Raw genomic sequence first — 24,755 nt, 5'->3', positions numbered from 1 at the left:
GACCGCCAGCGCCGCCGCATCGACGCTCGCGATGCGCATCGCGCCGCGCTGCTTCTCGGCGAAGACGAGCGGTGCGTCAGGCGGCTGCGGCGCCGTGCGAAGCCATCGCTCGGCGGGCAGAAAGGGGAAGAACAGCGCCAGATAGCGCCGCGTCCCCGAAATTGTGCCCAAAACTCTGTTCGTCATGATTCCAGTCCAGTCGCCAGCGCATTCCGGCAGGGCCGCCGCGCCAGCGGAGCAGTTCGAGGTCGAAGGCGGGCGCGCCGGGGGCATTGGCTTCGAGTTCGCGCGATGCGGTGGCGGCGATGTTCCAGCGTGTTTCAGCGACGCTTGGAACAGGGGCGGCATTGAGGCGGAGAATCAGCAATGTCGTGGCGGCATCGCGCGCGCCGAGCGCAAGGCGCCGTCCTGCGGTGAGGTCGAGCAGCGGGAATTTTCCCCAGCTTTCGACGATCACCGCCGCCGACCCCGCGCAGCGGATCGCATCGTTGGCACAGGCGAGCAGCATTTTCGGATCGGGCGTTTCGACGAGCAGCAGCCGGTCGGGATCGCCGCCGAGTTCGGCGATCCCGGGCGCATAAATATGTCCCGTGCGGCGCCCGGCGTCGGTGGTGCGCAGCCAGAGGAGCGGAGCCTTGCCCGGGGTGCGCAGCGCGACGAGCGCGGCAAAGGCAGCGGCGCTCGTCGCATCGAGCGCATCGGCCGCGAAAAATTCATGGGTCCGCCCGATCATCAGCCCGCCGCCCAGCGCTTCGTCGAAGGGTGCGTAGCCGCTCGCCAGCCAGCCGTCGGCCGGGCGGCTTTCGAAACCGCCACTGGCGGTCAGCCGGGCGATGCGTTGGCGCAGCCCGGCGAGTTGGGGAGACGACTCGCGCATCATTTGTTCCTGATATGTTCCATTAGCGCTTTGGGGAGGGCGCTTGTCAAGAAGGGTCAGGAAATGTCGCGGTTATAATGGGTTAGCGTGGACCCGTTTCGCTTCCCGCGCTGCTGTCGCCGCCGAGGGCGCGGAACAGGGCGATTCGTGTCTGGACCAGCAGCAACTGGGTCGCAATCTCGCTGCGACGCGCCGAATAGAGGCTGCGCTGGGCATCGAGACTCGACAGGAAACTGTCGACCCCGCCCTTGTAACGCGCGTCGGTCAGCGTCGCGGTATCGGCGGCGGCTTCGGTGCTCGCGGTCGCGGCGCGCACCCGTTCGGTGATGGTGCCCTGCACCGCGAGCGCGTCGGCGACCTCGCGAAAGGCGGTCTGGATTGCGCCCTCATAGCTCGCAAGCGCGGCGTCGCGTTGCGCCTCGCTGACCGCGACCCCGGCGCGGCGGCCGCCGGCGTCGAAGATGGGGGCGGTGATGTCGCCGCTGGTCGACCAGTTGAACGCGCCGCTGTCGAACAGACCGGAGAGCGCATCGCTCGCGAAGCCAAGCAGCCCGGTCAGCGAGATCGACGGAAAGAGCCGCGCGCGTGCGACGCCGATGTTCGCATTCGCGGCGCGCAGATCATATTCGGCCTCGATCACGTCGGGACGGCGCAGCAGGATTTCGGAGCTGACTCCGGCGGGGAGCGACACGACCGAAGGCGCCACCTCGGCAAGCCCCGCGGGCAGCAGCGCGCGGTCGACATCGCCGCCCACGAGCAGGCGGATCAGATTTTCGTCCTGCGCAAGCGCGGTTCTTTGCTGCGCGATCGAATCCTCGGCGGTCGCGAGTATCTGTTCGGCCTGGCGAAGGTCGGTGCGCGGTGCGACTCCGCCATCGAGCCGCGCCTTGGTGAGCCGCACGCTTTCGCGCGCATTGGCGGCGGTGTCTTCGGCGATTTTGAGCAGGTCGCGGTCGGCGCCATAGGTCGCCCAGGTGTCGGCGAGGCTCGCGATCAGCGCGAGCCGCACGGTGCGTGACGCCGCTTCGGTTGCGAGCGCGCGGTTGCGGTCCGCCTCGGTCGCATTGGCGAGGCGGCCGAACAGGTCGAGCTCGAACGCGGTGACGCCGCCGCGCAGCGAGAAATCGCCGCTGCCGTTGCTGTTCCCGCCATTATCCGAATATCCCGCACCGGCGCTGACTCCAAGCTCGGGGAATTGCCCCGACCTGGTGACGCGAACCTGCGCGCGCGCCGCGGCGACATTGGCATAGGCGACGCGGAGGTCGCGGTTGTTGGCGAGCGCCTGATCGGCCAGCGCCTGCAGTCGCGGATCGGTGAAGACGCTTTTGTACGAGAGAAGCGGTAGCGCCGCCTCGCTTTGTAACAGATAGGCGTCGCCTGCCGGCCAGCTTTGCGGCACCGGTGGTGCCGGCAACACCGTCTTCGGCGCGAGCGAGCAGCCGGCGAGCGCGAAGCTGCTGGCGAGGAGCAGCGTACGGACGCGCATCATGCCGGCACCTCTGCCGCACCTTCGTCATCATCCTTCTTCTTGCCGAAACGTTCGCGCAGCGCGGCGAGACCGTCGCGCACCCCGCGGCGGACGAGCACGAAGAAGAGCGGGATGAAGAAGATCGCGAGGAAGGCGGCGGTGAGCATGCCGCCGATCACCGACGTGCCGATCGCGACGCGGCTGTTCGCGCCGGCGCCGGTCGCGATCGCGAGCGGCAGCACGCCGAAGATGAAGGCAAAGCTGGTCATCAGGATCGGACGCAGGCGGATGCGCGCGGCCTCGACCGCCGCCTCGATCACGCGCTTGCCCTTGCGTTCTTCCTGCTCGGCGAATTCGATCATCAGGATCGCGTTCTTCGCCGCGAGCCCCATCGTCGTCAAAAGGCCGATCTGCAGATAGACGTCGTTTTCAAGACCGCGCAGGTTCACTGCGAACACCGCGCCGATCAGGCCCAAGGGGATGACGAGGATCACCGCGAGTGGGATCGACCAGCTTTCGTAAAGCGCGGCGAGGCAGAGGAAGACGACGAGGAGCGAGATTGCATAGAGCAGGGGCGCTTGCCCCGACGACAACCGTTCCTGGAAAGAGGAGCCCGACCAGGCGACGCTGGTACCCGGAATCTGCCCCGCCATCGCTTCCATCTCGTCCATCGCCTCGCCCGAGCTGGTGCCGGCGGTGGGCTGGCCCGATATCTCGTAGGCGGGAACGCCCTGGAAACGCGAGGTGCTGCTCGGCGTCGTCGCCCAGCTCGTCTTCGCGAAGGCCGAGAAGGGCGACATCTCGCCGCCCGCCGAGCGGACGAACCACTGGCCGAGATCTTCGGGCTTGGCGCGATAGGGGGCATCGCCCTGGACATAGACGCGCTTGACGCGGCCCTTGTCGATGAAGTCGTTGACGTAACGCCCGCCCCACGCGGTCGAGAGGGTCGCGTTCACATCGGCATTGTTGATGCCATAAGCGGTCAGCCGCTGCGTATCGACGTCGATCTTGAGCGTCGCGACGTCGGGCAGGTCGCTGAGGCGGACCGACGTCAGCTTGGGATTGGCGTTCGCCATCGCGAGCAGCCGGTCGCGCGCCGCAGCGAATTGTTCGCGCGTCATCCCGCCGCGATTCTGGAGCTGCATCGTAAAGCCCGACGAATCGCCGAGGCCGCGGACGGCGCCGGGAACGAGCGCGAAAATCTGCGCATCGCGAAGCCCGCTCAGCGCCTTGCGCGCGCGCTCGACGATCGCGTCGGCGGTATTTTCCTTGCCCGGCCGGTCGTCCCAATGGGTGAGGTTGACGAAACCCTGGCCGGTATTCTGGCCCGACGCGCCGCCCCCGCCGCCGCCTGCGATGAGGAACAGCGCCTGCGTGTTGGCCTTTTCATGCATCAGGAAATAATTTTCGACCGCGTCGCGCACCTCGAGCGTGCGGGCCTGCGTGGCGCCCGCGGGCAGCCGGAACTGGACCTGGACGCGTCCCTGATCCTCGCCGGGCAGGAAGCCGCTGGGCAATCTGAGGAACAGGACCGCGAGCAGCACGAGGATGATCGCGTAAAGGCCGAGGAAAAGCCACTTGCGATCGACGACCGCGGTGACGCTGCCGACATAGCGGTTCACCATGTCGTCGAAACGTGTGTTGAACCCGGTCTTGGCGCGCTCAAGTGCCGCGTGCACGCGCGGGAAGCGGCTGCCATTTTCGGCTTCACCGTGGTGCTTGGGCTTGAGCAGGCTTGATGTCAGCGCGGGGCTGAGGATCAGCGCGACGAGCACCGAAAGCGCCATTGCCGACACGATGGTGACCGAGAACTGGCGGTAGATCACGCCGGTCGAGCCCCCGAAAAAGGCCATCGGCAGGAACACCGCCGACAGCACCATTGCGATCGCGATCAGCGCGACCTGCAATTCCTGCATCGACTGGATCGTCGCGTCGCGCGCCGACATGCCCGGATTTTCTTCCATCAATCGCTCGACATTCTCGACGACGACGATCGCGTCGTCGACGAGCAGCCCGATCGCGAGCGTCAGGCCGAACAGCGTCATCGTGTTGATGCTGAACCCCGCCATATAGAAAATGGCGAAGGTCCCCAGCAGCACGACGGGGACCGCGATGGCGGGGATGATCACCGCGCGCCAGCTTTGCAGGAAAACGAACATCACGAGAATGACGAGCAGGATCGCCTCGAACAGCGATTTCTGCACTTCGCTTACCGACAGTTTGATGAAAGCGGTCGCGTCGTTGGCATAGCTATAGGTAAGGCCGTCGGGGAAATCGGCGGCGAGTTCCTCCATCCGCGCCTTGACCCGGTCGGCGGTTTCGAGCGCATCGGATCCCGGCGACAGCGAGATCGACATGCCCGCGCCCGGATGCCCGTTGATCCGGCTGACGACGGCATAGCTTTCGGCGCCGATCTCGACGCGCGCGACGTCCTTGATCCGTACCGTCGAGCCGTCGGGCAGCGTCTTCAACACGATATTCTCGAATTCCGGCACCGTCTGCATCCGCGACTGGGCGGTGACGGTCGCGTTGAGCATCTGTCCCTGCGGCGAGGGAAGGCCGCCGACATCGCCCGCAGCGACTTCGCTGTTCTGCGCGCTGATCGCCGAAATCACGTCGCTCGGCATCAACGATACGCCGGCGAGCCGCTGCGGGTTCAGCCAGATGCGCATCGCGTGCGGCGCGCCGAAGATGTTGACCTCCCCGACGCCCTCGACGCGCGAAAGCGGATCCTGGATATTCGACGCCATATAGTCGGACACGTCCTGGTTCACGCGCGTGTTGGTCTCGTCATAGACGCCGACGAGCAGCAGCGTGTCCGAATTGGATTTGGTGACGCGCACGCCCTGCGCCTGCACCTGCTGCGGCAGGCGCGAGATTGCCGACTGAATCTGGTTCTGGACCTGCACCTGCGCGATATCGGGGTCGGTGCCCTTTTCGAAGATCGCGGTGATGTTCGCCTGCCCGCGCGAACTCGACTGCGAGCTGAAATAGAGGAGGCCGTCGATCCCCGTCAGCTGCTGTTCGAGCACCTGCGTGACGCTGTTCTCGATCGTTTCGGCCGAGGCGCCGGGATAGCTGGCGCGGATATTGACCTGCGCCGGCGCGATGTCGGGATATTGTTCGATCGGCAGCGCGAACAGCGCGCCGATGCCGCCGAGCATGACGATGATCGCCAGGACCCAGGCAAAGATCGGCCGGTTGATGAAAAGGCGCGACATGAGGGGCTATTTGTCCTTCGTCGTTTCGGCTTTGCCCGCGCCGCTCTTGGGTGCCCCCACCCGCTGTGGACTGTTCGCCGGGACCGGCCGGATCGCTGCGCCCTGTTTCAGATTGCCGATTCCCTGCGTGATGACGCGTTCGCCGGCCTTCAGTCCGTCGGTGATGACCCAGTTCGCGCCGACGGTGCGATTGGCGGTGACCTTGCGGCGGGCCGCCTTGTTGTCCTTGCCGACCAGATAGACGAAGGCCGATCCGTCGAAATCGCGCAGCACCGCGGGTTGCGGGACGAGAATCGCGGCCGGATTGACCGCCTGGTCGAACAGTGCAGTCACGAACATGCCGGGCAGCAGCACGCCCTTCGGATTGGGAAAGCGCGCGCGCAGCGTCACGGTGCCGGTCGCTTCATTCACCGTGACATCCGAAAACTGGACCGTCCCCGCAAAGCCATAGGCGCTGCCGTCCTCGAGCCGCAGACGCACCGAGGTGCTGCCCGCCGTCACGCCGCCGCTTTCGAGCGCCTGACGCAGCGTGGTGAGCTCGGCGCTCGACTGCTGCATGTCGACGAACATCGGATCGGTCTGCTGGATTACGGCGAGCGGCGTCGCCTGGCTCGCACTGACGAGCGCGCCGGGGGTCGCGAGGCTGCGGCCGATACGGCCGCTGATCGGCGCCGTGATCGTCGCGAAGCGGAGGTTGATCCGCGCGGTCTCAAGCGCGGCGCCGTTCTGCGCGACCGCGGCACGCGCCATTCGCGCCTGTGCGAGCGCGTCGGTATAATCCTGCTCGGCGACCGCCTGCATCTTGGCGAGCGGTTCGAGCCGCCGGGCGCGCTCCTCGGCCGCCTGCGCGCTCGCACGCGCGCTCGCGAGATTCGCGACCGCCTGATCGACCCCCGCTCGATAGAGGCTCGGGTCGATCTGGTAGAGTGGCTGGCCGGCGCGGACGAATGCGCCTTCGGTAAACAGCCGGCGGTGGATCAGACCATTTACCTGCGGCCGCACTTCGCTGGTCTCGAACGCGACGGCGCGGCCGCCAAGCGAGGTCGTGACCGGAACCGCCTCGACCGCGACGCTGATATAGCCGACCTCGGGCGCTCCGCGGTTGCGGCCCCCGGCTTCATCCTGGCTGGTGCAGGCGCCCAGCAGAAAGGTCATGGCGCACAGGGCTCCGGTGAGGAGCGGCAGCCGGTTTTCGGTCATGGTCGATGGTATCCGTCTCGGTCCGCCGGTGGGCGGGGAAATTCGGGCCTATTCAACCCATCGGAAAGCCGCTTGCAAGCGCAATAGGGCCGTTGCGACAAATTAAGACAATTTTGCTCGCCCCGAAGGTCGCCGTTACGGCAAAGAACGACTATCCGCGCATTGACACCGGTTACCTTTAGGGATAGCGGTACAAACTTCAAATCATCTCCGGGCGAGGACAATTCCGATGTTTGCCAAGACCTATCACGCGACCCATCCCGACATGATGGAATGTGTCGACAATGACGCGCTGCGCGACCGCTATCTGGTGGGCGGCATGTTCGAGGACGGCAAGGTCAACCTCAACTACTCGCACAACGAGCGATTCGTCATCGGCGGCGCGGTGCCGAAAGGCGGCGCGCTGAAATTGCCCGACCAGACCGTCCCGGCATCGGCAGCGGGACATCCATTCCTCGAGCGGCGCGAGATGGCGGCGGTAAATATCGGCGCTGCGGGTGCGATCATGGTCGACGGCCAGCGGTTCGACATGAAGAACAAGGAATGTCTCTATATCCCGATGGGGTCGAAGGACGTCAGCTTCGAAGGCGACGGGGCGCGCTTTTATCTCGCCTCGCTTCCATCGCACAAGGTCTGCCCGATCAGGCATATCACGCTCGACCAGGCGAACCCGCTCGCGCGTGGCGACCTCGCGAATTCGAACCAGCGGACGATCTATCAGCTCGTCATTCCCGGTGTTTGCGAAAGCGCGCAATTGCTTCTGGGGCTGACGGTGCTCGAGGAGGGCAGCGTGTGGAACACGATGCCCCCGCACCTCCACGACCGGCGCAGCGAAATCTATCTCTATTTCGACCTGCCCGAGGAGAATGACCGCATCTTCCACTATATGGGCGAACCCGACAGCATGCGGCACATCGTGATCGCGAACGAGGAGGCGGTGATCAGCCCGCCGTGGTCGATCCATATGGGGTCGGGGACAAAGAAATACGCCTTCATCTGGGCGATGGGCGGCGAGAATCTCGACTACACCGACATGAACGTCCTCGATATCTGCCAGCTGAAGTAATTCGCTTGTCGTCTTCGTCATCCCGGACTTGATCCGGGATCCATTGGCGAAGAGCTTCGCGTGGGTCATGGACCCCGGATCAAGTCCGGGCGACGAGAGGATTGAGACGAACGATGCAAATGTTCGACCTGACAGGAAAAGTCGCGCTTGTCACTGGCGCCAACACCGGCATCGGGCAGGGGATCGCCGTTGCGCTTGCCGGAGCTGGGGCAGATATCGCCGCCGCCGGCCGCTCGCCTGCCGACGAGACCGTCGGCAAGGTGCGCGGGCTGGGCAGGAGAGGCGAGAATTTCGCCGCCGACCTGTCGAGCGTCGGCGCGGTACAGCCGCTGGTTGATGCAGTGCTCGCCGAGTTCGGCCGCATCGATATCCTCGTCAACAATGCGGGCATCATCCGCCGCGCCGATGCGGTCGACTTTACCGAAGCCGACTGGGACGCGGTGATGGACACCAATCTCAAGACGCTCTTCTTCCTCTGTCAGGCGGCGGGCCGGCACATGATCGCGCGTGGTTCGGGCAAGATCATCAACATCGCCTCGATGTTGACCTTTCAGGGCGGCATCCGCGTGCCGAGCTATACCGCTTCGAAATCGGGCGTCGGCGGGCTCACCAAGCTGCTCGCGAACGAATGGGCGACAAAGGGCGTGCAGGTCAACGCGATCGCGCCGGGCTATATCGCGACGAATAACACTGCCGCGTTGCAGGGCGACGAGACGCGCAACCGGCAGATCATGGAGCGTATCCCGGCGGGTCGCTGGGGCGATCCCGCCGACATCGGCGGGGCCGCAGTCTTTCTTGCCTCGGCGGCGTCGGATTATGTCCAGGGCCATATCCTCGCCGTCGACGGCGGCTGGCTCGCGCGATAGAGTCGCGTCATGCCGGGCCGTCTTGTCTTCTTCGGCGAGCTGCTGGTCCGCCTGACCGCGCCGGGCAACGAACTGCTCATGCAGTCGCCGTCGCTCGCGCTGCACGTCGGCGGCGCCGAGGCCAATGTCGCGATCGGGCTCGCGCACCTTGGCCATGACTGCGCGATGGTCAGCAAAATTCCACCGAATGCGCTGGGTCGCGGGGCCGTGGCGGCGGTGCGCGGCGCCGGCGTCGATTGCACCGCGGTCGGCGACCATCCGGGGCGCATGGGGCTCTATTTCCTGAGCGTCGGGGCGGGGTTGCGGTCGTCCGAAATCGTCTATGACCGCGCGGGATCGAGCTTCGCGGCGAGTGGTCCGGCCGATTATGACTGGGACGCCCTGCTCGCCGGCGCAGGGCTGCTTCACCTGTCGGGGATTACGCCCGCGCTCGGGCCGCGTTCTGCCGACGCCGCGCTGGCGGCGGCGCGCACGGCGAAGCGGCTTGGTGTGCCCGTCAGCTTCGACGGCAACTATCGCGCGATGTTGTGGGAAGCGTGGGACAGCGATCCGCGCGCGATCCTGTCCGAACTTGTTGGCACTGCCGACATCCTGTTCGGCAACCACCGTGACCTTTCGCTCGTCCTTGGCCGCGATTTTTCCGGCGAGGGTGAGGACCGGCGGCGCGAAGCGGCCGAAGCGGGTTTCGCCGCCTTTCCCGATCTGAAGCTGATCGCGTCGACCGCACGGCACACGGTGACCGCGGACCATCACCGCATCGCGGCGCGTGCCGACTTGCGCTGTAGCGCACATCAGACGGCGGAGATGGATGTAACCGGCATCGTCGATCGCATCGGTGCGGGCGACGCCTTTGCCGCGGGCGTGCTCCATGCCAGTCTGTCGGGCGGCGATGCGCGCGCAATGGCGGAGACCGGGCTTGCGCTCACCTGCCTCAAACACTCGCTTCCGGGCGATGCCAGCCGGTTCGGCGCCGCCGAAATCGCGATGTTCCATTCGGGCGCTCTCGACGTTCGGCGTTGATTTTCAGCCATTTTCCGGGGGCGGGTTAGGCGGAAAGTTGCCGCACAATCATCGCTTGACATCGAATGAGCAATGATCAATGCTTATGACACCGGTTACCTAAGTGGAACTTGGGGCCGGGCAATGACAAGATAATTATGGGGAGAGGGCGTTCTGGCCGGCCGCAGCGCGGCGCCACCTTGCGAACTCTCTGAAAAATGGCGGCACGGGATGCGTCTGTCTCGTCGCTTCGATAAGTAACCGGTGTCATTCCTCGGTGGAGCGAGGATGAGCGCGATGGAGGGAGGATCAGATGGCATATCAGGCAGCGCGGGGCGCATTGGAAAAGCTGGCGGGCGGGGCTTCGCTCGCCGTACTGGCGATGTCGCCGGCTTATGCGCAGGATGCTGCGGGCAACGCGCCGGCCGAAGAAGACGCGATCGTCGTCACCGGCATTCGCGCCTCGCTCGAACAGGCGGCCGACATCAAGCGCGAAGCGGCGCAGGTGATGGACGTCATCACCGCCGAGGATGTCGGCAAGCTGCCCGACGCCAACGTCGCCGAGGCGCTGCAGCGCGTCACCGGCGTCCAGATCACCCGCGTCTTCGGCGAAGGTCAGTCGGTGTCGGTTCGCGGCCTGCAGCAGGTGCGCGTCGAGGTCGACGGCCGCACCTTGCTCGGCTGGTCGGCGCGCCTGTCGCCGCCCGAGAATGACCAGCTTGGCCGCTCGTCGGGGCTCGATTCGGTGCCGTCGAGCCTGTTCGGCCGTCTCGAAGTGCGCAAGTCGCCGCTCGCCAGTCAGGCCGAAGGCGGTCTTGGCGGCACGGTCAACCTCGTCACCCCCAAGCCGCTTTCGTTCAAGGAGTCGACGATTTCGGTGCGCGCGCAGGGGGTCTATTCGGAAAATTCGGACAAGTTCGAGCCTGCGATCACCGGTTTCGCGACGACGAAGTTCGCCGACGGCCGCATCGGCGTGATGCTTGCGGGCGAATATCAGAAGCGCACGTCGGTAACGCAGACGTTCGAGCGTAACAATTTCCTGAATCGCAACTACACCGGCACGGGCGGCGGCGCGATTCCGACCCCGACGCTGCTGCAATATGAACAGTTCACGGTCGATCGCTCGCGCCTCGGTCTCAACGGCGCGATCCAGTTTGAAGTAACCCCCGAGTTCACTCTGACCGCCGACGCGCTCTATTCGAAGCTCAAGACCGGCCGCCGTCAGGACTTTTTCGCTTTCCGCCTGCCTACCGGGGCCAATCCCGTCGCCAACCGCGTCGTCGAAAACGGTATGGTCGTCGCGGGCGACACCAACGGCACCGTCACCACCGCGGGTCAGATCCGCAACGAGCCGACCGAAAGCTTCCTTTACGGGCTGAACGGCAAATACGAGAACGGCGGACTGACGGTCGAGGCCGACGGCTATTACAGCAAGGGCACGATCGACCAGACGATCCAGATCATAACCTTGCAGGGGACGGCGCTCGTTCCGGGCTCGTTCGATTTTCGCAACACGGTTCCGTCACTGACGCTTGGCGGCACCTTCGATCCCGGCGACTATTCCTCCTATAATCCCGCCAACAACGGCGTTCGCAGCAACCGGCTGATCGGGCTGCTCGAAGAATGGACGGGCAAGCTCGACGTCAGCTACGAAACCGGCAGCGGGGTCACCATTTCGGCGGGCGTTCGCTATACCGACCTGCACGCGCGGTCGAACGCGTTCCGCAGCCAGGTCACGCCGACGCGCGATGAAATCGAACCTTTCCTCAAGCCGATCGAGGGTTTCCTGCCCGATATTGCAGGCAACTTCCCGCGCGGTTTCCTCAGCCTGTCGCCGACTTATGATTATATCTTCAACCGCGCGCAGGCGGCGGAACCCAACCCCGACCCAAACGGCAGATCGACGCTGCTTCCCAATTTGCAACGCGACTATGATTTCAGCGAAAAGACGCTCGCGGCCTATCTGATGATGTCGGGCGAGGGCGAAATCGCCGGCATCCCGTACAAGGCCAATGCAGGCGTGCGCATCGCCTCGACGCGGCTGTCGGTCGACTCCTATGTCAACGTCGGTACCGTCAGCACGCTGGTCAACGACAAGAACCGCTATACCAATGTCCTGCCCAGCGCGAACATCGCGTTCAACGTCACCGACAATTTTCTGATCCGCGTGTCGGGGTCGCAGACGATGCAGCGTGCCTCGATTGCCGACCTGGCGCCGTCGACCTTCTTCAACGCGACCAATCTGTCGGTCACCGGCGGCAATGTGACTCTCGAACCGCCGATCTCGACCCAGGCCGACGTCAGTTTCGAATATTATACGGGCAAGAGCTCGCTGATCTCCGGTGCGGTCTTCTACAAGGATGTGAAGAATTTCATCGCGAGCTTCGTGACCACCGGCGTCGATCTCAACCTCGACGATCAGGGTCGTGAACTGACCTTCTCGCGCCCCGAAAATCTGGCGAGCGCGAAAATCAAGGGGTTCGAAATCGGCATCCAGCAGTTCATGGACTTTTTGCCGTCGCCGCTCGACGGGTTAGGGATCATCGCGAATTACACCTATTCGGATTCGGAAGATAACGCCGGCTTCCCGCTCGTCGCAGTGTCGAAGAACAGCTACAATCTCGTCGGCCTTTATGAAAAAGGGCCTTTCTCGGCACGCATTGCCTACAATTATCGCGACGAGGCGGTGTTCGAATTTTCCGAAGGGCGGCCGAGCTTCGTCGGCTCGCGTTCGCAGCTCGACGCGCAGATCGGGGTCGACATCACAAAGAATATCGCGCTGTCGCTGCAGGCGCAAAATTTGATGCCGAAGAAATCGGCGACGAGCGAATATAGCAATTTCAACACGACCGCGCTCAACAGCTATGCGCTGTCCGAGCGGCGTTTCTCGGTCGGCGTGCGCGCGAAGTTCTGATCCGCTGGCATGGTGGTGCCGTCCAAGGCGCCGCCGTGTTCGGGATCGCAGGGAGTGGAATGGTATGACGATGGGTAGCCGGTGCGTGCGCCTTGTTTCCGGATTGGCGCTTGGCGCAGCGCTGGTTTTCCCGGCGCAAGCCGAACCTGCGAAACTGCCGCGGATTCTTTCGGACCCCACCGTCGCAAAGGCGAACCCGCTCCCTGATTTCAGCTATGCCGGCTATGGCTTCGGCCTCGCGCCGATCCCCGATGACGCGGGAACCATCATCGAGGTGACCGCCCATGGCGCGATTCCCGACGACGGACTCGACGACACCAAGGCGGTGCTCCGCGCGCTCGCCGCCGCCAATGCCGTGAAGGGCAAGGTGACGCTACGCTTTCCAAAGGGGCGCACGCAGATCACCGAAGTGCTGCGGATCGCGCGCAGCGATATCGTCCTCGACGGCGCCGGCAACGGCGCGGGCGGCAGCGAGCTCTGGTTTCCGCGCCCGCTGAAGCTCATCGACCAGAGCCACGACTATGACGAACTGCGCGAATATCTGGTGCGCGAAAAGAAGCAGCAGGTCGAGCCCGAACATAATATCGACTATCTCTTCACCGAATATAGCTGGGCTGGCGGGATGATCCTCATCGCGCCCGAAAATACCCGGCCGGTATCCTACGACGGCAGCAAGGACGTGCGCGACCCCGTGCTCGCGACCGGCGCATCAGGCCAGCAGTTCGGCCGCACGCTGACCGTCGACCATGCCGCGAAACTCAAGGTCGGCGACGTCGTGCAGGTGCAGTGGTTTTCGGTCGACGGGCCCAAGAGCCAGATCCTGAAATCGCTCTATGGCGATACCGACCTGCCGATCGGCTCGCATCACTGGACCTCCCCGAACCGGCCGGTAGTCGTTCAGGCAACGCGCGTCACGGCGGTTCGCGGCAAGACGGTGACGCTTGGCGATCCCTTGCTCCACGATGTCCGCGCCGACCAGCCCGCGGTGGTCGCCGACTGGAAGCATCTGACGAACGTCGGCATCCAGAACCTGCGCCTGCAATTTCCCGAAGCGCCCGCCTTCGGCCATCATCTCGAACAGGGTTATAACGGCATCTATATGACCGGCGTCTTCGACGGCTGGGTCAAAAAGCTGACGATCGACCGGTCCGACAGCGGCATCCTCACCGACAATGCGGCGAGCCTCACCATCGCCGACGTCACCACGACGGGCGATCGCCGCGCGCATTACTCGGTGCATGTCGGCGCGGTGCACAATGTGCTCGTCAAGGATCTGAAGGTCGAGAATCCCGTCGTCCATCCGGTGAGCATCAACACGCGCTCGACGCGCTCGGTGTTCCTGCGTTCGGTCGTCGATCGCGATGCGATCATCGACCAGCATAGCGGGTCGAACCACCAGAATCTGTTCGACCGGATCGTGATGCATATCGACCCCCGCGAGGTGAAGGGCGCGTGGCAGTATCAGCTATGGGTCGGCGGCGGCGCACCATACTGGAAGCCCGGGCACGGGCTCTACAATACGCTGTGGAACGCGAAGCTGGTGATGCCCGAAAGCGTCCCCGCCGATGCCACTGTCGCGATCAGCAGCGGGCTCGAGGGTCCCGGCGAGCGGATCGTCGGCCTTCACGCCAACCGCAAGATCGCGGTGCGCTATAATCCCGCGCCCTATATCGAGGGAACGGGCCAGGCGGTCGACGCCGCGCCCTCGCTCTACGAATATCAGCTCGCACGCCGGCGCCGCTGATCCTCAGCGCGCCGACGGCCCCGCGACCGACTGGCGCTCGACAAAGGTCGACGCAAGCGTGGCGGTGTCGGGATCGGCGGGTTTCACGGTTCCGGTCAGAAAATCGGGGACCAGCGTGTGTGCCGCGCGCACGCCCATTTCGCGGATCGGCCAGCGCACCGTGCTGAGCGCGGGCCAGATCTGGGTCGCGGTCGGCGAATCGTCGAAGCCGATGATCGACAGGTCGCCCGGCACCGATATGCCCTTTGCATGCGCGACGCTCATCACCCCCGCTGCCATCTCGTCGTTCGAACAGAAGATCGCGGTCGGTGGCTCGGCAAGCACGAGCAGTTTCTCGCCCGCCTCGATCCCGGCGGTGAAGCGATAATTGCCCGGCTCGTTGAGTTCGGGGGCAAGCGTCAGCCCGGCATCGGCCAGCGCTTCGAGAAAGCCCTTTTCGCGCTCGGCAGCCGAGCGGAAACCGACGGGGCCGCGGACGAAGCCGATACGGCGATGGCCAAGTGCGACCAGCTTGCCGACCGCCTCGGCTACCACTTCGCGATCGTTCGACGACACGCAGTGCAGCGGATCGTCGAGCGGCGCGGAGCCGACGCGGACATAACGCACGCCCAAGCTGTCGCAGAGTGCGGCAAGCTCGTCATTCTCCGAAATCGGTGGCAACAGCATCGCACCGATCGGGCGCTGCTTTTCCAGAAAGGTGCGCACATCGTCGAGCATCTTGTCCGACGAGCGATCAACCGGGCGGACGAGGAGCGCCAGGTCGCTGTCCTTGATCGCGTCGAGCACGCCTTGCTGAAAATTCAGCACCGTCTGTGCATTGGGATTGTCGTGGAGCAGCGCGATCAGGAAATTGCGGCGAAAGGCGAGCGCGCGCGCTTGCGGATTGGGCACGAAACCGAGCGTCTCGATCGCCTTCTGGACCGCGGTCCGCGTCTTTTCGCTGATGAATTCGGACCGGTTGATCACCCGGCTGACCGTCTTTTTCGAAACCCCGGCAAGTGCCGCCACGTCGTTGATCGTCGGTTGTCTGGATCCCGGTCCGGTCTTTTGAGCCGCCATAAACTTCTGCTTTCCCCTGCAAGCCATACCGATCGGGCGCGATGTCCCGGCCGCGTCTGCCCTGCTGGCATCCTGATGGCCGCTCGAACCAGTAAAATCAACCGCATCAACGGCTATTCGCTTGCTTTTGACACCGGTGTCTTTTAGAGACATGCGCGGAAGAGGGAAATCATAAAATATGGCAACGACCAGCGATCCGATCCTTGTGGCTCAAGCCCTTCTTGCGGCGCGCGCAGAAAAGACACCGCTTACCGTCTATCCGGGCGCCTATCCCGGAACGATGGCAGAGGCTTATGCGATTCAGGACGCCGCGATCGCACTCGACGGGCGCCGTGTCGGCGGGTGGAAGGTCGGCCGAATCGCGCCCGAACTCGTCGAGCGCCATGGCGGCAATCGCCTGACCGGCCCGATCTTCTCCGATGAAATTGTCGACGCCAGCGCCGGCGAAATTCCGGATATGCCCGTGTATGGCGCAGGATTCGCAGCGGCCGAGGCCGAGATTCTGCTGTGTTTCGGCGAAGTTGCCGACGGCGATTACGACATCGATACGGTGCGCGATTGCATCGCCGCGGTGCGCACCGGTATCGAAGTCGCGAGTTCGCCTTTTCCCGAAATCAATCGCCACGGGCCCGCGGTGACGGCATCCGACTACGGCAACAACAAGGGGCTCGTCCTGGGGCCGCCGATCGCCGACTGGCGCGATACCGACCTGATCACCATGCCGGTCGAGATGTCGGTCGATGGCGAGATTGTCGGTGCCGCCACGATGGAAACCATGCTCGATGGCCCGTTCGGGTCGGCGCTGTTCCTGATTCGCACATTGCGCGCCCGCGGCATCGCGATCCCGCCCGGCACCTGGGTGTCCGCCGGCGCGATCACCGGAATTCACGAGATAAAACCGGGCCAGCACGCCGAAGCAGTGTTCGACGGAAAAATCCGCGTCAGCTGCTCCATCACAGGCTAACAAGCCACAACGGGAGAGAGACATGGCACAGGCAATCGCGGGCGGAGGTGCGGCGTCGCCGGTGCCGAAGTCGGGGCGTTACCGCTGGTTGATCGTCGCGGTGCTGTTCGCCGCGACTACGGTCAATTATATCGACCGCACCATGCTCGGCCTGCTCGCACCGACGCTGGGCGACGAACTCGGCTGGACCGAGAATGACTATGGCAACATCGTCACCGCCTTTCAGGCCGCCTATGCGTTGGGCTTCCTGCTCATGGGCTGGCTGATCGACCGGTTCGGACCCAAAGTCGGCTATGCCATCGCGATCTCGATCTGGACTATCGGCCATGTCGCACACGGTTTTGCATCCTCGATCGCGTCGTTCATGCTTGCGCGCGTTGTGCTCGGCGTCGGCGAGGCGGGGCATTTCCCTTCGGTCGTCCGCGCGTCGAGTGAATGGTTTCCGCAAAAGGAACGTGCCTATGCGATCGGCTGGGTCAACAGCGCGACAACGATCGGGGTTATCCTGACCGCGCCGACGATCGCGCTGTTCATGCGCATCGTCGGCTTCGACTGGCGCGAAACCTTCATCTATACCGGCGCCTTCGGCGTCATCCTGCTGCTTCTCTGGCTCCGGCTCTACAGCAACCCGCGCGAAAGCGGGAAGGTCAGCGATGCCGAACTCGCATGGATCGAGCATGATCCGCCCGAAAAGATCGAGCGCATCGGCTGGGGCAGGATCGTTACCAAACGCGAAGCATGGGCGTTTGCGACGGCAAAGTTCCTGACCGATCCCGTCTGGTTCCTGATGCTCTTCTGGCTGCCAAAATATTTCAGCACCACCTATGATGTCGACCTCAAGATCGTGCTGCTCCCGATGATCATCATGTACCTGCTCTCCGATGTCGGCAGCATCCTCGGCGGCTGGGTATCGTCGAAACTGATCCAGCAGGGCCGCAGCGTCAATTTCGCGCGCAAGATCACGATGATCGGCGCGGGCTGCTGCGTGCTGCCCCTGCTGTTCGTGACCGGGCTCGACAATATGTGGCTCGCGGTCGTGCTGATCGGGATCGCGCTCGCCGGGCACCAGGCCTTTTCGTCGACGATCCTGTCGATCCCCCCCGACATGTTCCCCAAACGCGCGGTCGGCTCGGTGATCGGACTCGGCGGCTTTGCGGGCGGCATCGGCGGCATGATCATGGCGAAGTCGACGGGGCTCGTGCTCGACGCGACGGGGGGCAATTACACGGTCATCTTCGCTGCCTGCACGATCGTTTATTTCCTAGCCGTGCTGGCCGTGCACGCCCTCAGCCCGCGCCTTGCGCCGGTCGCTGTGGAAAGCGAACAGCCCTGACTCTTATGCCGGTACCAACAATCCCCGGCTCTCGCGCACTTCGGCGTCGAGCCAGTCGATAAACGCTCTGATACGCGGCTGCGGCGCGACGTCGCGGTGGAGTGCGAGCCAGAAAGCGCGCGCGATGACCTGATCGGGCCGCACGCGCACCAGCGCGGGATCGCCCGCCGCGAGGAAGCAGGGGAGCACGCCGACCCCCGCGCCGCCGGCGATCATCCGCCGTTGCGCGAGGATGCTCGACGAGCGTACATTGGCGCGCAGCCCCGGCTCGATTTCGCCCAGATAATCGAGTTCGGGTGCGTAGAGGATATCGGGCATATAGCCGATAACCGGAATGCCCGTGCGCGAGAGCGGGGCTACCGCCACCGCCTCTTGCCAGTCGAGGCGGTCGGCGGGCGCATAGATGCCGAGGCTATAGTCCGACAGCTTGCGCGTGATCAGCGGCCCTTTGCGCGGTCGCGCAAGCAGCACCGCCATATCGGCCTCGCGTCGCGACGGGTTCAAAAACCCCGACGAGGCGACAAGATCGATCTCGAGCTCGGGATGCGCCGCGACGAAACCCGCCAGCCGCGGCGCGATGAAGCTGTTGCCGAAACCTTCGGACACGCTGACCCTGAGCTGCCCCGATAGCGCCGACCCGCCTTCGCGTGCGCCATCAATACGCGCTGCCGCTGCGGCCATCGCTTCAGCGTGCGGAACGAGCGCCCGCCCCGCCGCGGTCAGAACGAAACCCGACGGCGCGCGCTCGAACAGCGTCTGGCCGAGCGCGGCTTCGAGCGCGCTGACTCGCCGGCTCACCGTCGTCGCATCGACATGCAACGCTGCGCCGGCGCGCGCGAGCGTTCCGTGGCGCGCGACCAGCAGGAAATATTGCAGCCTGTCCCAATCCATAACCTGCAAATATGCAGGATAGCCCTGCAAGTCTATCCCTTGCAATCGCGCGGTAACTGGTCTGTGGCAGCGGCAAGATTTTACGGGAGACTCGATATGCGACAGATCGACCATCACATCGTCGGCGGCGCCGGCGGCAGCGCCCGCCAAGGCGACGTTTTCGACCCCAACAGTGGCGGTATTCAAGCGCAGGTGATGCTTGGCGACGCGGCGCTCCTCGATCGCGCGGTCGCCGCGGCGAAGAAGGCGCAGCCGGCATGGGCCGCGACCAACCCCCAGCGCCGTGCGCGCGTGATGTTCGAATTCAAGCGCCTTGTCGAAGCCAATATGGACGAACTCGCACACCTGCTGTCGAGCGAGCATGGCAAGGTGATCGCGGACTCGCGGGGCGATATCCAGCGCGGTCTCGAAGTCATCGAATTCTGTTGCGGCATCCCGCACGTCCTGAAGGGCGAATATACGCAGGGCGCGGGTCCGGGCATCGACGTCTATTCGATGCGCCAGCCGATCGGCATCGGCGCGGGCATCACCCCGTTCAATTTCCCCGCGATGATCCCGCTGTGGATGTCGGGCGTCGCGATTGCCACCGGCAACGCCTTCATCATCAAGCCGAGCGAGCGCGATCCGTCGGTCCCCGTCCGCCTCGCCGAACTGTTCCTCGAAGCCGGGTTGCCCGAGGGCATTTGTCAGGTCGTTCATGGCGACAAGGAAATGGTCGACGCGATCCTCGATCATCCCGACATCGGCGCGGTCAGCTTTGTGGGTTCGTCGGACATCGCGCACTATGTCTACAACCGCGGCGTCGCGAACGGAAAGCGCGTGCAGGCGATGGGCGGCGCGAAGAACCACGGCATCGTCATGCCCGACGCCGATCTCGACCAGGTCGTCAATGATCTGACCGGCGCCGCCTTTGGTTCGGCGGGCGAGCGTTGCATGGCGCTGCCGGTGGTCGTCCCCGTCGGCGACGAGACCGCCGAGCGTCTGAAGGAAAAGCTGATCCCTGCGATCGAGGCGCTGCGCGTCGGCGTGTCGACCGACGCCGAGGCGCATTACGGCCCCGTCGTGACGCAGGCGCACAAGGAAAAGGTCGAGGGCTGGATCGCGAAATGCGCCGAGGAAGGCGCCGAGCTGGTCGTCGACGGCCGCGGCTTCACCTTGCAGGGGCATGAGAAGGGCTTCTTCGTCGGCCCGACTTTGTTCGACCATGTCACCACCGACATGGAAAGCTACAAGGAAGAAATCTTCGGCCCCGTGCTGCAGATCGTCCGTGCGCCCGATTTCGAAACCGCGCTCGAATTGCCGTCGAAGCACCAGTACGGCAACGGCGTCGCGATCTTCACGCGCAACGGCCATGCGGCGCGCGAATTCGCCGCACGCGTCAATGTCGGCATGGTCGGCATCAACGTGCCGATCCCGGTGCCGGTCGCCTATCATACGTTCGGCGGCTGGAAACGCTCGGCGTTCGGCGACACCAACCAGCACGGCATGGAAGGCGTGAAATTCTGGACCAAGGTCAAGACGATCACGCAGCGCTGGCCCGACGGTTCGCCCGACGGCGGCAACGCCTTCGTCATCCCGACGATGGGCTGACGGCGCGAGCCATGAAACCCGGCTCGGCCATCGGGCATTCTTCCGGTAACGGCGCTGGCATGTGGCCGGCGTCGCGAGGAGAATGATGATGACGCACCGGGTTTTTCTTGCCGGCACACTGCTCCTGGCCGCGTGCAGCGGCGGCAAGGATGAGGAGACCGGCCCCGAAGCCAGCGCCACGATCAGCCCGCTGCAAAAAGCCGAACGCCCCGCGCCCGTCGAAACGTCCGGGGCGGCGGTGGACGCCGACCTGCCCGAAGTCGCTGAAGAAGCGCCCGCGAAATCCGAAGCTGTGACCTCTGGCGGCGGCAAGACGATCCCGTCGGCGATCCGCGGCCGCTGGGCGCTCAAGGTTGCCGATTGCAAGGCGAAGAGAGGCACCGACCTCACCGCCCTGACGATCGATGCGACGAACTTGCGCTTTTACGAATCGCATGGCGAACTGGCGCGCGTTCGCGAGAGTGACGCGAACCGCATCGTCGCCGATTACAGGTTCAGCGGCGAAGGCGAGGAGTGGGATCGGCGGATGCAACTCGACCTGACCGATAGCGGCAAGACGCTTGTACGCCGCGATTCGGGCGAGGGTGCCGCAGCAGGCGCGATGCGCTATACGCGCTGCGCCGGATAACGGTTTTTGAAAGGGAGACTCACGATGGACATTCGCCTGCTCGCAATTGCCGCCGTTCTGCCGCTCGGCGCCTGTACGCAGGAGCGGACACCCGTCGAATCGACCCCGCCGCCGCCCGCCGAAGCGGCGTGCAATGCCGATGCGGTGCAATCGCTCGTGGGTCAGACCGCGACCGCCGAGATCGGTGGCCAGCTCATCAAGGGCAGCGGTGCGACGACGCTGCGATGGGTGCCGCCGCGCACCGCGGTCACCATGGACTTCCGCCCCGACCGGCTGACCGTCTCCTACGACGACGCCCTCAAGATCGAACGGATCAGCTGTGGCTGATCCGACGCGCCGCAATCATAGATCGGCTTCCCCGTTCGAACCCGTCTACGGCTACAGCCGGGCGGTTCGGTCGGGGAACCGGATCGACGTTGCGGGCTGCGCACCGATCGAGCCCGACGGGTCGTCGACCCCCGGCGACGCCGGGGCGCAGGCGGCGCGCTGTATCGCTATCATCGGCGAGGCACTCGAAGCGCTTGGCGGCAGCTATGCCGATGTCGTGCGCACGCGCATGTACATCACCGATGCCGCAGATGCGGATCTGGTGGGGCGTGCGCACGGATCGGCATTCAAAAATGTCCGACCGGCATCGACAATGCTGGTTGTGCCGGCGCTGATCCGCCCCGAATGGAAAGTCGAAATCGAAGCCGAAGCCATCCTAGAGAAGTGACCATGACCGACCAGTTCCAGCTTACCGACGACCAGCTCGCCATTCAGGACATGGCGCGCAAATTCACCGCCGATCGCATCACGCCCTTCGCCGCCGAATGGGACGAAAAGCATCATTATCCCGTCGATGTGTGGAAGGCAGCGGGCGAACTGGGCTTCGGCGCGATTTACGTAGCGGAGGAAGCAGGCGGCATCGGGCTCGGCCGGCTGGAGGCAGCGCTGATCATGGAGGCGATGGCCTATGGCTGTCCCGCGACCAGCGCCTATGTCTCGATCCACAATATGGCGACGTGGATGATCGACCGCTTCGGCGGCGCCGAGGTCAAGGCACGCTTCCTGCCCGACCTCGTCAGCATGGAGAAGATCGCGAGCTATTGCCTGACCGAACCGGGCTCGGGGTCGGATGCCGCGGCGCTCAAGACGACCGCGAAAAAGGACGGCGACCATTATGTCCTGAACGGCACCAAACAGTTCATCTCGGGCGCCGGCACCAACGACATCTATGTCTGTATGGTCCGCACCGGCGACGAAAAGTCGAAAGGCATCAGCTGCCTTGTCGTCGAAAAGGACACGCCCGGCCTCGGCTTCGGCGCGCCCGAGAAAAAGCTCGGCTGGAACGCATCCCCCACGGCGCAGGTGATCTTCGAGGATTGCCGCGTGCCCGTCGGGAATCTGGTCGGCGCCGAAGGCGACGGCTTCCGCTTCGCGATGGCGGGACTCGACGGCGGCCGGCTCAACATCGGTGCCTGTTCCCTGGGCGGCGCGCAGCGCTGCCTCGACGAGGCGATCGCCTATACCAGGGATCGCCAGCAGTTCGGGCAGCCGATCGCCGACTTCCAGAACACCCAGTTCATGCTCGCCGACATGGCGACCGACCTCGAGGCTTCGCGCGCGCTCCTCTATATGGCTGCCGCGAAAGTCACCGCAAATGCGCCCGACAAATCGCGCTTCTCGGCGATGGCGAAGCGGCTCGCGACCGACAATGGCAGCAAGATCGTCAACGACGCGCTCCAGCTGTTCGGCGGCTACGGTTATTTGAAGGATTATCCGATCGAGCGCTTCTGGCGCGACCTGCGCGTCCATTCGATTCTCGAAGGCACCAATCAGGTGATGCGGATGATCGTCGGAAGGGACCTGCTGCGCCAATGACAGACGATGTACTGATTGCAACCGACGTCCGCGTCGGCCGCATCTCGCTCAATCGCCCCAAGGCGATCCACGCATTGAACCTGCCGATGTGCGAAGCGATGATCGACGCGCTCGCGAAATGGCGCGATGACGATGCGGTCGAGGCGGTGATCATCGATCATAGCGAGGGCCGCGGCTTCTGTGCCGGCGGCGACATTCGTATGCTGGCGGAAAGCGGCGCGAAGGATGGTACCGAAGCGCGCCAGTTCTTCCACACCGAATATCGCCTCAACCACCTGCTCTTCACTTATCCCAAGCCCGTCGTCGCCTTCATGGACGGCATCACGATGGGCGGCGGGGTCGGCATTTCGCAGCCGGCGAAATATCGCGTCGCGACCGAGCACACGCGCTTCGCGATGCCCGAAACGGGGATCGGCCTGTTCCCCGACGTCGGCGGCGGCTGGTATCTGCCGCGCCTCGAAGGGCGCGTCGGCGCCTATCTTGCGCTCACCGGCGCGCGGCTCGACGGGGCGGAATGCCTCGCGCTCGGCCTCGCGACGCATTATCTGCCGTCCGAAAAGCTCGCGGAAGCGAAGGAGCGCATCGCGATCGACCCCGGCCGCATCGGCGGCATATTGGGCGAATTGTCGGTCACCGCACCGCCCGCCGCGATCACCGGCCAGATCGAACGGATCAACCGCCTGTTCGCGAGCGACACCTATGAGGACATCCTCGCTGCGCTCGACGCCGACGGCGGCGAATGGGCCGAAAAGGAACTCGCGACGCTCCGCGGCAAGTCGCCGCAGACGTGCAAGGTCGCGCTCCGCCAACTCAGGGAAGGCGGCGAGATGCACGACTTCGCGAGCCAGATGACGCAGGAATATGCGATCGGCAGCCGCGTCGTGCGGATGCACGATTTTATCGAAGGCGTTCGCGCGCTGATTATCGACAAGGACAATCAGCCCAAATGGGATCCGCCGACGCCGGAAGCCGTCACCGACGACTGGATCGACGCGATCTTCGCTCCGCTGCCCGACGAGGAAAAGTGGACCCCGCTCAACTAACCTTGTCACCCCGGACCTGATCCGGGGTCCATAGCCTCGCTGTGAGGACGGATGTCGGATCAAGGCCGGCATGACGATAATCCGGAGATTTGCTGGAATGACCTACGAAACCCTCCTCGTCGAGACGCGCGGCGCCGTCACCTTGGTGACATTGAACCGCCCGCAGGCGCTCAACGCGCTCAACTCGGGCGTGCTCGAAGATCTGATCGCGGCCTTCGCCGCCTTCGAAGCCGACCCCGGCCAGCGCTGCGCGGTGCTCACCGGCTCGGGCGACAAGGCCTTTGCGGCGGGCGCCGACATCAAGGAAATGGCCGACAAGCCGGCATCCGATTTCTACCTTGAGGACTTCTTCTCGAAATGGACGAGCGACTTCGTGAAGAAGGTCCGCAAACCGTGGATCGCCGCGGTCAACGGCTTTGCGCTCGGCGGCGGCTGCGAGCTCGCGATGATGGCCGACTTCATCATCGCGTCGGACAAGGCGAAATTCGGCCAGCCCGAAATCAAGCTCGGCGTCGCGCCGGGCATGGGCGGGTCGCAGCGGCTGACGCGCGCGATCGGCAAGGCGAAGGCGATGGAAATGTGTCTCACCGGCCGGATGATGGATGCCGCCGAAGCCGAACGTTCGGGCCTTGTCGCACGCGTCGTGGAGCATGGGACGCTGGTTGACGAAGCGCTGAAGACCGCAACCACGATTGCATCGATGCCACCCATGGCCGCGATGGTGAACAAGGACATGGTCAACGCCGCGTTCGAAACAACGCTCGACCAAGGGCTGATCTACGAACGCCGCCTGTTCCAGATTCTCGCCGCGACCGAGGACAAGGCCGAAGGCATGGCCGCCTTCATCGAGAAACGCGAAGGCGTGTGGAAGGGGCGTTGACATGAAAATCGCTTTTATCGGACTCGGCAACATGGGCGGCGGGATGGCCGCGAACCTTGCGAAGGCGGGGCATGAAGTCCGCGCCTTCGACCTCAGCGAGGACGCGCTCGCGCGCGCCGTCGAAGCGGTCTGCGCCCGCGCCGCCTCGG

The 24,755-nt window shown here is 64.6% G+C and carries 21 protein-coding genes; 15 read left to right on the top strand and 6 right to left on the bottom strand.

What is annotated here, in order from left to right; translation table 11 throughout:
- Positions 1 to 76: 76 nt before the first annotated feature.
- The 4 genes from VN047_RS11495 to VN047_RS11480 all read right to left on the bottom strand — a co-directional run bounded on the left by VN047_RS11495 (position 77) and on the right by VN047_RS11480 (position 6,766).
- Positions 77 to 880, bottom strand: coding sequence for a hypothetical protein (locus VN047_RS11495; RefSeq protein WP_325542779.1), 804 nt, complete (start codon positions 878 to 880; stop codon positions 77 to 79).
- A gap of 79 nt (positions 881 to 959) precedes the next feature.
- On the bottom strand, positions 960 to 2,366 hold the full coding sequence (locus VN047_RS11490; RefSeq protein ID WP_325542777.1) for an efflux transporter outer membrane subunit: 1,407 nt from the start codon (positions 2,364 to 2,366) through the stop codon (positions 960 to 962).
- A complete protein-coding gene (locus VN047_RS11485; RefSeq protein WP_325542775.1) occupies positions 2,363 to 5,566 on the bottom strand; it encodes an efflux RND transporter permease subunit in 3,204 nt (1,067 codons plus the stop codon). Before VN047_RS11485 ends, VN047_RS11490 begins: the two co-directional genes overlap by 4 nt.
- 6 nt (positions 5,567 to 5,572) lie before the next feature.
- The gene (locus tag VN047_RS11480; RefSeq protein WP_325542773.1) at positions 5,573 to 6,766 is read right to left on the bottom strand and encodes an efflux RND transporter periplasmic adaptor subunit; all 1,194 of its coding nucleotides are present in this window, start codon (positions 6,764 to 6,766) and stop codon (positions 5,573 to 5,575) included.
- A 229-nt stretch (positions 6,767 to 6,995) separates the two neighbouring features.
- Between VN047_RS11480 and kduI the strand changes: the two genes are divergently transcribed.
- From kduI to VN047_RS11455, 5 genes are all read left to right on the top strand, one after another.
- The gene (gene kduI, locus VN047_RS11475) at positions 6,996 to 7,832 is read left to right on the top strand and encodes a 5-dehydro-4-deoxy-D-glucuronate isomerase (RefSeq protein WP_325542771.1); all 837 of its coding nucleotides are present in this window, start codon (positions 6,996 to 6,998) and stop codon (positions 7,830 to 7,832) included.
- A 113-nt stretch (positions 7,833 to 7,945) separates the two neighbouring features.
- The gene (gene kduD / locus VN047_RS11470) at positions 7,946 to 8,698 is read left to right on the top strand and encodes a 2-dehydro-3-deoxy-D-gluconate 5-dehydrogenase KduD (RefSeq protein ID WP_325542769.1); all 753 of its coding nucleotides are present in this window, start codon (positions 7,946 to 7,948) and stop codon (positions 8,696 to 8,698) included.
- Between the two features lie 9 nt (positions 8,699 to 8,707).
- Positions 8,708 to 9,718: a sugar kinase gene (locus tag VN047_RS11465; protein WP_325542767.1), complete on the top strand. Its 1,011-nt coding sequence runs from the start codon at positions 8,708 to 8,710 to the stop codon at positions 9,716 to 9,718.
- Positions 9,719 to 10,010: 292 nt separating this feature from the next.
- A complete protein-coding gene (locus tag VN047_RS11460) occupies positions 10,011 to 12,611 on the top strand; it encodes a TonB-dependent receptor (RefSeq protein WP_325542765.1) in 2,601 nt (866 codons plus the stop codon).
- Positions 12,612 to 12,675: 64 nt separating this feature from the next.
- Positions 12,676 to 14,355 (top strand): hypothetical protein, encoded by a 1,680-nt coding sequence (locus VN047_RS11455; protein WP_325542763.1) that lies wholly within the window; start codon positions 12,676 to 12,678, stop codon positions 14,353 to 14,355.
- A 3-nt stretch (positions 14,356 to 14,358) separates the two neighbouring features.
- On the opposite strand, the gene VN047_RS11450 is transcribed toward VN047_RS11455, so the two are convergent.
- Positions 14,359 to 15,414, bottom strand: coding sequence for a LacI family DNA-binding transcriptional regulator (locus tag VN047_RS11450; RefSeq protein WP_325542761.1), 1,056 nt, complete (start codon positions 15,412 to 15,414; stop codon positions 14,359 to 14,361).
- A gap of 178 nt (positions 15,415 to 15,592) precedes the next feature.
- Between VN047_RS11450 and VN047_RS11445 the strand changes: the two genes are divergently transcribed.
- Positions 15,593 to 16,378: a 2-keto-4-pentenoate hydratase gene (locus VN047_RS11445; protein ID WP_325542759.1), complete on the top strand. Its 786-nt coding sequence runs from the start codon at positions 15,593 to 15,595 to the stop codon at positions 16,376 to 16,378.
- Positions 16,379 to 16,400: 22 nt separating this feature from the next.
- Positions 16,401 to 17,711 carry an MFS transporter gene (locus VN047_RS11440; RefSeq protein WP_325542757.1) on the top strand — a complete coding sequence of 437 codons (1,311 nt, stop codon included), beginning with the start codon at positions 16,401 to 16,403 and terminating at the stop codon, positions 17,709 to 17,711.
- Between the two features lie 3 nt (positions 17,712 to 17,714).
- Here the strand turns inward: VN047_RS11440 and VN047_RS11435 are convergent, their stop codons facing one another.
- The gene (locus VN047_RS11435; protein WP_325542783.1) at positions 17,715 to 18,602 is read right to left on the bottom strand and encodes a LysR family transcriptional regulator; all 888 of its coding nucleotides are present in this window, start codon (positions 18,600 to 18,602) and stop codon (positions 17,715 to 17,717) included.
- 96 nt (positions 18,603 to 18,698) lie between these two features.
- On the opposite strand from VN047_RS11435, the gene VN047_RS11430 reads away from it, so the two are divergent.
- The 8 genes from VN047_RS11430 to VN047_RS11395 form a co-directional block, all read left to right on the top strand.
- Complete coding sequence (locus VN047_RS11430) at positions 18,699 to 20,192, top strand: CoA-acylating methylmalonate-semialdehyde dehydrogenase (protein WP_325542755.1); 1,494 nt, start codon at positions 18,699 to 18,701, stop codon at positions 20,190 to 20,192.
- Between the two features lie 88 nt (positions 20,193 to 20,280).
- The gene (locus VN047_RS11425) at positions 20,281 to 20,820 is read left to right on the top strand and encodes a hypothetical protein (protein ID WP_325542754.1); all 540 of its coding nucleotides are present in this window, start codon (positions 20,281 to 20,283) and stop codon (positions 20,818 to 20,820) included.
- Positions 20,821 to 20,844: 24 nt separating this feature from the next.
- Entirely contained in the window at positions 20,845 to 21,147 is a 303-nt protein-coding gene (locus tag VN047_RS11420) for an I78 family peptidase inhibitor (protein WP_325542752.1), read from the top strand.
- Positions 21,140 to 21,535, top strand: a complete 396-nt coding sequence (locus tag VN047_RS11415; RefSeq protein WP_325542750.1) for a RidA family protein — start codon at positions 21,140 to 21,142, stop codon at positions 21,533 to 21,535. Before VN047_RS11420 ends, VN047_RS11415 begins: the two co-directional genes overlap by 8 nt.
- A gap of 2 nt (positions 21,536 to 21,537) precedes the next feature.
- A complete protein-coding gene (locus VN047_RS11410) occupies positions 21,538 to 22,683 on the top strand; it encodes an acyl-CoA dehydrogenase family protein (RefSeq protein WP_325542748.1) in 1,146 nt (381 codons plus the stop codon).
- Positions 22,680 to 23,726, top strand: a complete 1,047-nt coding sequence (locus tag VN047_RS11405; protein ID WP_325542746.1) for an enoyl-CoA hydratase/isomerase family protein — start codon at positions 22,680 to 22,682, stop codon at positions 23,724 to 23,726. The genes VN047_RS11410 and VN047_RS11405 overlap by 4 nt, the downstream gene beginning before the upstream one ends.
- A gap of 97 nt (positions 23,727 to 23,823) precedes the next feature.
- Positions 23,824 to 24,606: an enoyl-CoA hydratase-related protein gene (locus VN047_RS11400; RefSeq protein ID WP_325542744.1), complete on the top strand. Its 783-nt coding sequence runs from the start codon at positions 23,824 to 23,826 to the stop codon at positions 24,604 to 24,606.
- 1 nt (position 24,607) lies between these two features.
- On the top strand, positions 24,608 to 24,755 hold a 148-nt coding region (locus tag VN047_RS11395), incomplete at its 3' end, for an NAD(P)-binding domain-containing protein (protein ID WP_325542781.1).

Origin of the sequence: Sphingopyxis sp. (assembly GCF_035565275.1) — a bacterium.
GTDB lineage: Bacteria > Pseudomonadota > Alphaproteobacteria > Sphingomonadales > Sphingomonadaceae > Sphingopyxis.
Note: the sequence above shows the minus strand (reverse complement) of the source record. Positions and strands in the feature narration are given on the sequence as shown.